The 11,952-nt window shown below is 67.8% G+C and carries 11 protein-coding genes; all 11 read left to right on the top strand.

Annotated features, from left to right (window positions below):
- The first annotated feature begins 18 nt into the window (after positions 1-18).
- Positions 19-873 (top strand): transketolase, encoded by an 855-nt coding sequence (locus ABS88_RS09345; RefSeq protein ID WP_199775056.1) that lies wholly within the window; start codon positions 19-21, stop codon positions 871-873.
- Entirely contained in the window at positions 870-1,868 is a 999-nt protein-coding gene (locus ABS88_RS09340) for a transketolase family protein (protein ID WP_076074233.1), read from the top strand. Before ABS88_RS09345 ends, ABS88_RS09340 begins: the two co-directional genes overlap by 4 nt.
- A gap of 5 nt (positions 1,869-1,873) precedes the next feature.
- Entirely contained in the window at positions 1,874-2,689 is an 816-nt protein-coding gene (gene budC, locus ABS88_RS09335; protein WP_067181582.1) for a meso-2,3-butanediol dehydrogenase, read from the top strand.
- Positions 2,662-3,519 carry an SMP-30/gluconolactonase/LRE family protein gene (locus ABS88_RS09330; protein ID WP_076074231.1) on the top strand — a complete coding sequence of 286 codons (858 nt, stop codon included), beginning with the start codon at positions 2,662-2,664 and terminating at the stop codon, positions 3,517-3,519. The genes budC and ABS88_RS09330 overlap by 28 nt, the downstream gene beginning before the upstream one ends.
- Positions 3,520-3,734: 215 nt before the next feature.
- Positions 3,735-4,943 carry an NnrS family protein gene (locus tag ABS88_RS09325; RefSeq protein WP_199775055.1) on the top strand — a complete coding sequence of 403 codons (1,209 nt, stop codon included), beginning with the start codon at positions 3,735-3,737 and terminating at the stop codon, positions 4,941-4,943.
- 101 nt (positions 4,944-5,044) lie between these two features.
- Positions 5,045-5,434: a MarR family winged helix-turn-helix transcriptional regulator gene (locus tag ABS88_RS09320; RefSeq protein ID WP_286749644.1), complete on the top strand. Its 390-nt coding sequence runs from the start codon at positions 5,045-5,047 to the stop codon at positions 5,432-5,434.
- A 59-nt stretch (positions 5,435-5,493) separates the two neighbouring features.
- Entirely contained in the window at positions 5,494-6,627 is a 1,134-nt protein-coding gene (locus ABS88_RS09315) for a nitronate monooxygenase (RefSeq protein WP_067108263.1), read from the top strand.
- A 28-nt stretch (positions 6,628-6,655) separates the two neighbouring features.
- A complete protein-coding gene (locus ABS88_RS09310) occupies positions 6,656-8,260 on the top strand; it encodes an AMP-binding protein (protein ID WP_234002565.1) in 1,605 nt (534 codons plus the stop codon).
- Positions 8,257-9,318: an acyl-CoA dehydrogenase family protein gene (locus tag ABS88_RS09305; protein ID WP_286749643.1), complete on the top strand. Its 1,062-nt coding sequence runs from the start codon at positions 8,257-8,259 to the stop codon at positions 9,316-9,318. The genes ABS88_RS09310 and ABS88_RS09305 overlap by 4 nt, the downstream gene beginning before the upstream one ends.
- Complete coding sequence (locus ABS88_RS09300) at positions 9,315-10,502, top strand: acyl-CoA dehydrogenase family protein (protein ID WP_076074220.1); 1,188 nt, start codon at positions 9,315-9,317, stop codon at positions 10,500-10,502. The genes ABS88_RS09305 and ABS88_RS09300 overlap by 4 nt, the downstream gene beginning before the upstream one ends.
- A gap of 149 nt (positions 10,503-10,651) precedes the next feature.
- Positions 10,652-11,929, top strand: a complete 1,278-nt coding sequence (locus tag ABS88_RS09295; protein WP_076074218.1) for a M20/M25/M40 family metallo-hydrolase — start codon at positions 10,652-10,654, stop codon at positions 11,927-11,929.
- The last annotated feature ends 23 nt before the right edge of the window (positions 11,930-11,952 follow it).

Genomic DNA, 11,952 nt, shown 5'->3' with positions numbered 1-11,952 from the left:
CCAGCCAAGGATTTCATCATGGACAACGCCATCCTGCCCCGTAACCGGGCAGCGGACCCCCGCATGCTCGAAAAAAAGGCCGACTGGATTCGCCTGGAAACGATCCGGCTCGTCGAGATCGCCAAAAGCGGCCATTATTCGAGCGTCTTTTCCTGCGCGGAAATGTTCGCAGCGCTCTATTATCACACGCTGCGCCTCAAGCCGGCCGATCCGCGGTGGCCGGATCGCGATCGCTTCCTGCTGGGCAAGGGCCATGCCGCGATCGGCCAATATCCGATCCTTGCCGAACTGGGCTATTTTCCCGAGGACTGGCTCGACACCTATACCCGCCTCGGCTCGCCGCTCGGCGATCATCCCGACATGAACAAGGTTCCGGGCTGCGATTTTTCCTCGGGGTCGATCGGTCACAATCTGTCCGTCGGCGTCGGCATGGCGCTGGCCGCGCGACTGCAGCAGCGCGATTTCCTGACCTGGGTCATGATCGGCGACGGCGAACTGGCGGAGGGTCAGGTCTGGGAGGCTGCGATGGCTGCCGGGCACTACGGCCTGTCGAACCTGATCGGGATCGTCGATGCGAACGGCATGGGGCTCGACGGCAACACGGAAGATGTGATGAACATCGAACCGATCGCGGCGAAGTTCGAGAGCTTCGGCTGGTCGACGAACGAGATCGACGGGCACGACATGCAGGCCGTCCTCGCGGCCTTCGACCGCGCCCAGCAAAGCGACCGGCCGCACATGATCGTCGCCCGCACCAAGAAGGGCAAGGGCGTCGGGTTCATGGAAACCACCCCCTATTGGCATCTCGGATTTCTGGGGCCCGCCGACAAGGCGGTGGCGGTCGCCGAAATTCAGGAAAGGCTCGACGCATGACCATCGCCGAACTCGAAAAGCCGCTCGACCCGGCAAGCTGGAATATCCAGACATCGATGCCGAAACTGACGGCGCTGACGATGAGCGCCGAACTCGAAGAACTGGCGGAAAGGCGGCCCGAACTTGTCGTGCTCACGGCCGACCTGGCGTCGTCGAACGGCCTCGATTCCTTTCAGCGCCGTTTTCCGGACCGCTTCATCAATACCGGTATCGCCGAACAGAATATGATGTCGATCGCCGCGGGGCTCGCCGCGTCGGGTCATATCGCCTATGTTTCGACCTTCGCCTCCTTTGCCTCGCTTCTGTGTGCCGAGCAGGTCCGGACCGACCTGGCCTACACCCGTCAGAAAGTCCGCATCCTTTCGCACCATGCGGGCATCTCGATGGGCTTTTACGGCACGTCGCACCATGCGGTGGAGGACATCGCCATAACCCGCGCCATGGGACATATGACAGTGGTCTCGGCGTGCGACGGAAACGCGATCCGCGGGTTGATCCGCAGCACGATCGATATCGACGGCCCGGTCTATATCCGCATCGGTCGCGGCGCGGAAAAGCCCGTCTACGACGACGTGCCCGACTTCACCCACGGCCGCTTCAGGACATTGCGTGATGGACGGGATGCGACGATCATCGCGACGGGGATCGGGGTGAAGGCCGCGCTCGACGCCGCCGACATTCTCGCCGATACGGCGCCCCGGCTTTCGGTTCGCGTCCTCGACGCCGCCTATATCAAGCCGATCGACGCCGATGCGATCCGCGCCGCAGCGCGGGAGACCGGAGCGATCCTGACCGTCGAGGAACATAATCCGCACGGCGGGCTGGGCGGCGCGGTCGCCGAAATACTGGCCGAAGGCGGCATTGCCGTGCGCTTCGCCCGGCACGCGCTGCCGGACGAATATGCCCTCGTCGCGCCCCCGACCCATCTCTACCGCCATTACGGCCTGACCGGAGATGGCATCGCGACGGCGCTCCGCACCCTGATCGGTCGGTGAAGGCCGTGCGACGTTTCGAGGGCATGGTCGTCGCCATCACCGGCGCGGCATCGGGGATCGGCGAAGCGACGGCGCGTCGCTTCGCCGCCGAAGGTGCGATCCTCGCGCTCTGCGACCTCAGCGAGGATGCGCTCGCGCAGATGGTGACGCGCACCGGCATTGCCGAATCCGCCAGGACCCTGCGCGCGGTGGATGTCTCCGACATCGACGCGATCAGCAGCTTCATCGACGATGCGGCGCAATCGCTCGGCCGCCTCGACGTGCTGGTCAACAATGCGGGTATCGGATGCTTCGGCCATGTCGACGAGATCACCGCCGAACAGTGGCGCCGGACGATGGCGGTCGACCTCGATGCCGTCTTCTTCGGCAGTCGGGCGGCCCTGCCCTATCTGCGCACCGCAGGGGGCTGCATCGTCAACACGGCTTCGATTTCCGGACTGTTCGCCGACCCGGGGCTCGCCGCCTATAATGTCGCCAAGGCAGGCGTCGTCAATCTGACGCGCAACATGGCGGTCGATCACGCCGGCGAAGGCATAAGGGTCAATTGCATCTGTCCCGGGGGTGTCGGAACCGCCATGCTGAAATCGCACCTTCGCGATGCCGCGATCATGGAGGATTATGAGCGGCTTGTTCCGATGGGCCGTGTCGGAACCGCCGACGAAATGGCGGCCGGCATAGCCTTTCTGGCATCGAGCGACGCCTCCTACATCACCGGAACGACGCTGACGATCGATGGCGGCGTGACGGCGCAGACCGGACAACCCAATTTCGATCGTCTCTACAGGCAGCGCGGATGGGACAAGAAGATACTGCGCGGCTGAACGAGCTCGCGGCCGGCCTGGTCCTTCCCGAGGGACTGCGCTGGCATGATGACCGGCTGTGGTTTTCCGACATCGAAGCCAAGCGCGTGTGTTCGGTCGATCTCGAAGGAAAAATGAGAATCGAGCTGGAACTCGACGACAATCCATCGGGGCTGGGCTGGCTGCCCGACAAAACCTTGCTCGTCGTGTCGATGCGACGGCAGCAAATCCTGGCCGTCGTCAAGGGACGGCCCGTTTTGCATGCCGACCTGACCGGGCTGGCCCTCGCGCATGCCAACGACATGATCGTCGACGCCCAGGGCCGCGCCTATGTGGGCTCGATGGGGTACGACATATGGGCGGGTGAACGCTTCAGGCCCGGCAATATCTGTGCCGTCCGGCCCGATGGATCCGCCTTTGTAGCGGCGGACGGCCTGGCTTTCCCGAACGGCATGGCGATCTACAGCGACCGATCGCTGATTGTCGCAGAAAGCGTCGCGGGGAAGCTGACGGCATTCGACATCGCTGCCGATGGCGACCTTCGGTCGAGGCGAACCTGGGCAGCGATGGACGGCGAGACGCCGGACGGGATCGCGATCGAGGAAACAGGAGCGCTCTGGGTCGCTGGAGCTTCTTCGGGAAGCGCCATCCGTTGCATCCGGAACCGTGGCGCCATTCAGCGGATTTCCTTGCCGGCCGGATGCACCGCCTATTCCGTCGCCATTGGCGGCCCAAAGAAGACCATACTTTTTATCGGCTGTTCTTCGCCATTCTCTTCTCATGCATCGTCCCGAATGACGACGCGTCCGGGAACGATAAAATGGATCGATCTGACTATCGGATCAGAATGAGGCCGCCTCTCGGAACCCTCGCTCCAAATGCCGCCGGCTGAAAAACCAGCTCAAGGGGCGTGACGGCTTCTTATCGGCTGGAAGACCGGAGCCTGGTTTCAAGCACCGATGGATCAGGAACCGGAGCAAGCATCGCTCACGCATAAGTTCACCCATGCGCGTTTCCCTTCGCGCCGGAAAAAGCTATCCTTCATCCGGAACGGCAAGGGGGCGACATGGGACAGAGCCGCGCGCGCGAGACGATGCGGACGACCGCGCAGATCATCCGCGCCTATCGCGGCCCGGCGCTGTTCAGCTTCGGCTTCCGCCCCTTTTTCCTGCTCGCCGGGGTCTTTGCCGCGCTTGCGGTGCCCCTGTGGATCGCCGTGCTGTCGGGGGGCGGTCCGCTGGCGGGCGCGGTCACACGCGACTGGCACGTCCACGAGATGCTGTTCGGCTATACCGCCGCGGTGATCGCCGGCTACATGATCATCGCCGGGCCGAACTGGACCGGACGCTATCCGGTCGCGGGGGCGCCGGTCGCGGCGCTCGCCGCGCTGTGGCTCGCCGGGCGCGCGGCGATGCTGCTGGCGGAGCCCGGGAACGGCGTGACGATGACGATCGACGCCGCCTTCCTGCCGGTCTTCGCGGCGGCGCTGTGGCGCGAGCAGATCGCCGCGCGCAACGGCAAGGGGTTGGTGCCGTGCCTTGTCGTGACCGCGCTCGCGCTTGCCAATATCGCCTTCCACCTCCGCTTCGCATGGCCCGGGGCGGGGCCGGTGGCGGAGCGGCTGGCGCTGGGCATGATCGCGCTGCTGATCGCCGTGATGGGCGGGCGGCTGGTACCCAGCTTCACGCGCAACTGGCTGGCCCAGCGCAAGGCGCCGCGCGAACCCGCGCCGCACGGCCGCCTCGACCGGGCAGCGACATGGCTGACCGCAGGCGCCCTGCTGGCATGGCTGGCGCTTCCCGACGCGCCGATGACGGGCCTACTCCTCGCCGCCGCCGGCATCGGCACGGGATTGCGCCTCGCGCGGTGGCGCGGCTGGGAAACGTGGCGCGAGCCGCTGGTCTGGGGGCTTCATCTCGCCTATCTGTGGCTCGCGGTCGGCTTCGTCCTGCTGGGCGCCGCGATCGGCTTTCCGCAGCATGTTCCCGTAACCAGCGCGATCCACGCGCTGACCGCCGGCGCGATCGGCGCGATGACGCTGGCGATGATGGCGCGCACCACGCTCAGCCACACGGGGCGCGCCCGCAGCGGCGGCGCAGCGGCGGCGGCCGCGCTGCTGCTTGTCCACGCGGCCGCGCTGGTGCGCGTCGCCGCGCCCCTTGCGGCCGACCTGTACGCCGATCTGCTGATGCTCTCCGCGCTGCTGTGGAGCGGCGCCTTCGGCCTCTTCACCTGGGTCTATGGCCCGATGCTGATGATGCGCCGGGCCGGTTGACGCGAGTGGCCGACTGTCCCTAACCGGGGGCCGGCTTTCGAGGGATTGCGAGAAGACTATTGGACACGGATCGACGATGGATCCTGCTGACGCGGGTGGTCGTGGTTTTGCACCGGCTGCTGGAGCGCTTTGCCCAGGGGGCGGAGCTGACCATCGCCCAATATCGCTTCCTGCTGACGCTGAAGCGCGAGCCGCGCCGCGCCAGCGTCCTCGCCTCCATGTCCGGCATCGGCCGGCCCGCCGCCTCCGCGCTGGTCACCGGGCTCGCGAAGCGCGGCATGATCGAACGCTATACCGACCCCGACGACGGCCGCGCGGAAATGCTGCGCCTCACCGATGCCGGGCTGGCGGAATATGCCGCCTTCGAGCGCGCGCTCGCCCGCGACCTTTCCGCCTATCTGGCGATCGACGAGCCCGAAGGCCTGCTCGACCGGATCGAGGAGCTCGCCCATATCATCGACAGCAACCGGACGCCCACCCTGCGGGATTGACAGTCCTCCCTTGCAAAGTTAGTTCGTTTGACGAACCAATTACAAGGGTGGAGAGAGCGATGACCTCACAGCTTTGCGACATGCTCGGCATCGAGTTTCCGCTGCTGGCGTTCAGCCATTGCCGCGACGTCGTCGCGGCGGTGAGCCGCGCGGGCGGTTTCGGCGTCTTCGGCGCGACCGCGCATACCCCCGAAACGGTGCGCGAAGAGCTCAAGTGGATCGACGATCATGTCGACGGCAAGCCTTATGGCATCGACGTGCTGGTGCCGGAGAATATGGCGACGCGGGGCGAAGGCAGCGTGACCGCCGCCGCGCTCGAGGCGCGGATTCCCGAAGCGCATCGCCACTTTGCCGAACGCCTGCTCGCCGATGCCGACGTGCCGCCGCCCGCCGAGCCGGTCAGCCGGAACCGCGCCCAGCCCTTTGATCCCGAAACGGCGCTGCGGACGCTGGAGGCCGCCTTCGAGCATCCGATCCGGCTGATCGCCAACGCGCTCGGCGTGCCACCGCCGGAGATGATCGCGATGGGCAAGCAGCACGGCGTTCCCGTGGCGGCGCTGGTCGGCGCGCGCGAACATGCGATCCGGCAGGTCGAGGCCGGCGTCGACATCATCGTCGCGCAGGGGACCGAGGCCGGGGGCCATTGCGGCGAGGTCAGCACGCTCGTCCTGGTGCCCGAGGTCATCAAGGCGATCCGGCCGATCCGCGAGGTGCCGGTGCTCGCCGCGGGGGGCATCATGACGGGGCAGCAGATGGCCGCCTGCATGGCGATGGGCGCGGCGGGCGCCTGGACCGGATCGGTGTGGCTCGCGACGCCCGAAAGCGAGACCTCTCCGGTGTTCCGCGAGAAGATGATCGCCGCCAGCAGCCGCGACGCGGTGCGCGTGCGCAGCCGCACGGGCAAGCCCGCGCGCCAGCTGAAGTCGACGTGGACCGAGAATTGGGAGAAGAGCCCGGACAGCCCCGGCGCGCTGCCGATGCCGCTGATGAGCCTGATCAGCGAAAAGTCGCTGCGCGCCGCCGACCGCGCGGCCGAGGCGGGCAACGGCAAGGCGCGCGACATGGTGACCTATTTCGTCGGACAGGGCGTCGGGCTCGTCGACTCGGTGCGCGGCGCCGGCGCGGTGGTGCAGGATTTCAAGGAAGAGTATCTCGAAGCCGTCGAGCGGATGAACAGCCTGCTCGCCGATTAGGATCAGCACATCCACAGGGGAGAGCGCGGTGTTCAATTTCGGCGACATGCTTGACATCGTCGAGCGCAACCTGCCCCCCGACGCGCCGCTGTGCCTGCACGGCGACCGGCGGATCGACTGGGGCGAAGCCGGCCGCCTCTCCAACAATCTGGCGCGCAGCCTGCGCGAGGGCGGGCTGAAGGCCGGCGATTCGCTTGCCATCTACCTGCGGAACGGGCCCGAATATATCCTCGGCCTGGCCGCCGCCTTCAAGGCGCGGCTGGCGGCGGTCAACGTCAACTATCGCTATACCGACGCCGAGCTTCGCTACCTGCTGAACGACAGCGACGCGCGCGCGGTCGTCTATGCCGCGGAGTTCCGCGACCATGTCGAGGCGATCCGCGCCGACCTGCCGCTGGTGACGCGCTGGATCGAGGTGACGGACGGCGCCCCAGCACCCGGCTTTGCAGAGGATTTCGCAGTCCTGACGCAAAGCGGAGACGGCGCGCCGCTGGACATCGAGCGATCGCCGAACGACATCCTCTTCATCTATACCGGCGGCACGACCGGCATGCCGAAGGGCGTGATGTGGGAACATGGCGAGCTGCGCGAGATATTGGTGAGCGCGGCGCGCGCGCTGCAACCGGTTCCCGACACCCCCGACGAGCTTGCGGCGTCGATCCGCGAGCTGGGGCCGGGCCCCCGCATCCTGCCGGCCTGCCCCCTGATGCACGGCACCGGCCTGTTGCCCGCCATCGCGACGATGGTCGCGGGCGGCAGCATCGTCACGCTGACGCACCGTAGCTTCGACGCGCGCGAGGCGATCGAGGCGATCGAGCGGCATCGCCCGCAAGCGCTGGTGATCGTCGGCGACAGCTTTGGCCGGCCGCTGCTCGCCGAGCTGGAGAGCGGCGCGCAGGCGCACGACCTCGGCAGCGTGCTGTCGGTCACCTCATCGGGCGTGATGTGGAGCGCGGACATCAAGCGCGGGCTGTTGCGGCACATGCCGGACGCGGTGCTCAACGACGTGCTCTCCTCCTCCGAAGCGCTGGGTCTCGGCGCGTCGGTGATGACGCGCGACTGCGAGGTGAAGACCGCGAGCTTCACGCTCGGCGAGCGCTGCCGCGTCTTCGACGAAACCGACCGCCCCGTCCTCGCGGGCTCGGGGGGCGTCGGGCGGCTCGCGCTCGGCCCGCCCAACCCGCTCGGCTATTACAGGGACGCGGAGAAATCGGCCGCGACCTTCCGCGTCATCGACGGCGTGCGCTATTGCATCCCCGGCGACTGGGTGCGCGTCGAGGCGGACGGATCGCTGACCTTCCTGGGCCGCGGCAGCGGCTGCATCAACACCGGCGGCGAGAAGGTCTTCGCCGAAGAGGTCGAGGAGGCGCTGAAACGGCACGACAGCGTCAGCGACGCGCTGGTCGTCGGCGTGCCCGATCCGACATGGGGACAGGCGATCGTCGGCGTCGTGACGTTGCACGCCGATGCCGCGTTCGACGCCGAAGCGCTGCGCGACCATGTCCGTGCGCAGCTCGCCGGATACAAGGTGCCGAAACGGCTGCTGGTCGCCGACCGGCCGCTGCGCGCGGCCAACGGCAAGGCCGACTACGGCGCCGCCCGCGCCATCGCAGAAGGAGCGACCGCCCGATGACCGACGCGACGATGAACCAGGAGGAGCGGGCCGCGCTGCGCGACACGGTGCGCCGCCTGTTCGCGGACCAGTGCACCGAAAGCGACGTGCGCCGCATCATGGAGAGCGACAGCGGCCACGACCCCGCGCTGTGGCGCAGCCTTGCCGAGCTTGGCATCGCGGGGCTGCTGGTCGCGGCCGGTACGGGCGGATCGCAGCTTTCCGCCGTCGAACTGGAACTGGTGATGGAGGAAGCGGGCGCGGCGCTCGCGCCCGTGCCGCTGATCTCGACCGCCATGGCATCGGTGCTGCTCGACGGCGAACTGGCCGAAGCGCTGGCGGCGGGGCGGACGATCGCGGCGGTCGCGCTGCTCGGCGCGCTCGACTGGACGGGCGGCAGCAACGTGCGGATCGAGGGCGGCCGGGCACAGGGCACGGCGCGCTTCGTTCCCGATGCCGGTATCGCCGATATCTTCCTCCTCGCCAGCGACGAGGGCGTCCATCTCGTCGAGCGGGCGAGCGCCGGGATCACGCCACTGCCCACCTTCGACCGCACCCGCCGCATGGCCGACGTCCGCTTCGACGGCGCCGCGACGCGCATCGGCGACGGTGCCGCGGCCCGGCGCGCGCGCGACATCGGGCTGGTCGCGCTGGCGGGCGAACAGACCGGCGGGGCGCGGCGCATTTTCGACATCACCGTCGATTACGCCCGCGAGCGCCACCAGTTCGGCCGCGCGATCGGCAGCTTTCAGGCGATCAAGCATATGGCGGCCGACCTGCTGCTGGAGGCCGAAAGCGCGACGAGCGCGGCGCGCGACGCGGCGCGGCAAGTGGCGGAGGGCGCGGTGGGCAAGGATGCGGCGGTCGCGCTCGCCGCCTTCACCTGCGCCGATGCCTTCCTGCGCTGTGCGAAGGACGGCATCCAGATGCACGGCGGCATCGCTTTCACCTGGGACCATCCTGCGCACCTTTATCTGCGCCGCGCGCGGTCGGGCGTGCAGCTTTTCGGTGACAGCCGCGTCTGGCGCGACCGCTATGTCGCGGCGCTGGACGCGATGCAGAGGGAGATGGCGGCATGACCGACGCGGACTTGCAGGCCGAGGTCGAAGCATGGCTCGCCGCCAACTGGCGCGGCGCGCCGCCGCGCGAGGAAAGTTTCGGGCGCGACCCGCGCACCGAATGGCTAGCGCAGGTCCGCGACGCGGGCTGGGCCGTCCCGCGCTGGCCGCGCGACTGGTACGGCCGCGAACTGTCGGCCGAGCAGGCGAAGATCGTCGAGCGCGCCTTCGCCGCGGCCGGGGCCCCCGGCGCCGGACAGGACCGCAGCAACCTGTGGGCCAATACCGCGCTTGCCCACGCGACCGACAGCTTCAAGCGCGTGATCGTGCCGCAGCTGCTGGCGGGCGAAGTCGGCATGTGCCTGCTCTATTCGGAACCGGGCGCGGGCAGCGACCTCGCCGCGATCCGCACGCGCGCCGAGAAGGTCGAGGGCGGCTGGCGCGTGACGGGGCAGAAAATCTGGACATCGGGCGCGATGATTGCCGATTACGGCATGCTGATCGCCCGCACCGACTGGGACGTGCCCAAGCATCGCGGCATCAGCTTCTTCTTCCTGCCGATGCGGCAGGACGGCGTCGAGGTGCGGCCGCTGCGCCAGATTACCGACGAATCGCATTTCAACGAGGTGTTCATCACCGACGCCTTCGTCCCCGACGAAAATCTGCTGGGGCCGCTGAACGGCGGCTGGGGCGTGCTCCAGACCGCGCTCGCCTATGAACGGTCGGTGATGGGCGACATGGCGCGCGGCGCGCGGTCGGGCGCCGCCGGGGCGAAGGGCGATCATGCCATGCTCGAACTGGCGCGCGAGGCCGGGAAGCTGGACGATCCGGTGGTGCGGCAGGACGTCGCGCAGGTGATCGCATGGCGCGTGCTCAACAAGCTCAACACCCAGCGCGCGAAGGCGGAGCTGGCGCAGGGCACGTCGTCGTCGATCATGTCGCTCGGCAAGCTCGCGATGAGCCGCATCCTGCACGAGGAAGGCCGCCTGCGCACCGAATTGCTCGGTCCCGAAAGCCTGCTCGAAGGCCCCGATCACCCGCGCGCCGAGGATGCGAATTTCCTGTCGCTCAACGCCTATTTCACCTCGATCGGCGGCGGCACCGACCAGATCCAGCGCAACATCATCGGCGAGCGCGTGCTCGGACTGCCGAAGGAGCCCGAGATCGACCGCACCATTCCGTTCCGCGAGGTGCGGGCAGGCTAGGTCACGCCGAGCGGGACGGGGCGACGAGGCAAGCAAAATCACGCGCTGCTTTTTCGAACGGCATCGCCATCCCGGGCGGACGTCTCTTGACATCGGGCGCGGCGAAGCATCCAGAGGATGCGGGACCCTGTTCAGCAAAAGGATTTTTCATGCGACATATCGCCTTTCTGCCCCTGGCGGCGCTGATGCTTTCTGCCGGCGCGGCCATGGCGGCGCCCGCCCCGAAGCCCGAGGCGGTTCTGAAGAACAAGGCCTATGACGCCGCGGTCCGGATTCTCGACCGCGACCACGACCGCATGGTCGCGGAGATCATCGCGCTGACCGAGATTCCGGCGCCGCCCTTCAAGGAAGCGGCGCGCGCGGCCGCCTATCGCGAGATGCTGCGCGATGCGGGGCTGACCGACATCGAAACCGACGAAGAAGGCAATGTCATGGGCGTCTATCGCGGCACCGGCCCCGCGGGCGGACCCGTGGTGATGATCGCGGCGCATCTCGACACGGTGTTTCCGGAAGGTACGCCGATCAAGGTTCGCCGCGAAGGCACCCGCCTCCACGCCCCCGGCATCGGCGACGACACGCGCAGCCTGGCGGTGCTGCTCGCCTATGCGCGTGCGATGAAGGAAAGCGGCATCAAGGTGCGCCGCGACATCGTCTTCGTCGGCAATGTCGGAGAGGAAGGGCCGGGCGACCTGCGCGGCGTCCGCTACATGATGGCGAAGGGCAAGTACAAGGACCGGATCGAATCCTTCTTCTCGATGGACGGGACCGATCCGTCGCGCTTCGTCAACGGCGGCGTCGGATCGAAACGCTATCGCATCACCTACAAGGGGCCGGGCGGGCACAGCTTCGGTGCCTTCGGCCTCGTCAACCCGATGGTGGCGATGAGCCAGACGGTCCTCGATCTCTATCGGATTCCGGTGCCCGCGACGCCCAAGACCACCTATTCCGCCAGCGTCACCGGCGGCGGCACTTCGGTGAATTCGATCCCGAACGAGGTCTATATGGACTTCGACATGCGGTCGGAAAGTCCCGAAGAACTCGCCAAGGTGGAGAAAGCCTTCCTCGCGATCGTCGACAAGAGCGTCGAGGGCGAAAATGCCGCGCGCTCGACCCGCGAAGGGCCGATCACCACCGACATCAAGCTGATCGGCGACCGGCCGGCCGGGCAGACGCCCCTGACCGCGCCGATCGCGCGCACCGCGGAGGCGATCATCCGCGCGAAAGGGTTGACCCCGCGCGCGAGCTTTTCATCGACCGACTCCAACATCCCGATGAGCCTGGGCATCCCGGCGATCACCATCGGGTCGGGGGGCGAAGCCGGACGCGGGCACTCGCTCGACGAGTGGATCGACGTCGAAAAGACCAGGAGCCTCGACGGGGCCAGCGTCGGCCTCGGCATCCTGCTCGCGACGGCGGGGCTGCAATAAGCGGCGGCGACAGACCGGCGTTG

The organism is Sphingopyxis sp. SCN 67-31 (assembly GCF_001725095.1).
The sequence above is the reverse complement of the archived record's forward strand: the minus strand, read 5'-3'. Positions and strand labels throughout refer to the sequence as shown.

What these genes read in the sequence shown, in the direction of transcription:
- ABS88_RS09345 (WP_199775056.1), top strand. Translation starts at nt 19, where the DNA reads ATGGACAACGCCATCCTGCCCCGTAACCGGGCAGCGGACCCCCGCATG.
- ABS88_RS09340 (WP_076074233.1), top strand. Translation starts at nt 870, where the DNA reads ATGACCATCGCCGAACTCGAAAAGCCGCTCGACCCGGCAAGCTGGAAT.
- ABS88_RS09330 (WP_076074231.1), top strand. Translation starts at nt 2,662, where the DNA reads ATGGGACAAGAAGATACTGCGCGGCTGAACGAGCTCGCGGCCGGCCTG.
- ABS88_RS09325 (WP_199775055.1), top strand. Translation starts at nt 3,735, where the DNA reads ATGGGACAGAGCCGCGCGCGCGAGACGATGCGGACGACCGCGCAGATC.
- ABS88_RS09315 (WP_067108263.1), top strand. Translation starts at nt 5,494, where the DNA reads ATGACCTCACAGCTTTGCGACATGCTCGGCATCGAGTTTCCGCTGCTG.
- ABS88_RS09305 (WP_286749643.1), top strand. Translation starts at nt 8,257, where the DNA reads ATGACCGACGCGACGATGAACCAGGAGGAGCGGGCCGCGCTGCGCGAC.
- ABS88_RS09300 (WP_076074220.1), top strand. Translation starts at nt 9,315, where the DNA reads ATGACCGACGCGGACTTGCAGGCCGAGGTCGAAGCATGGCTCGCCGCC.
- ABS88_RS09295 (WP_076074218.1), top strand. Translation starts at nt 10,652, where the DNA reads ATGCGACATATCGCCTTTCTGCCCCTGGCGGCGCTGATGCTTTCTGCC.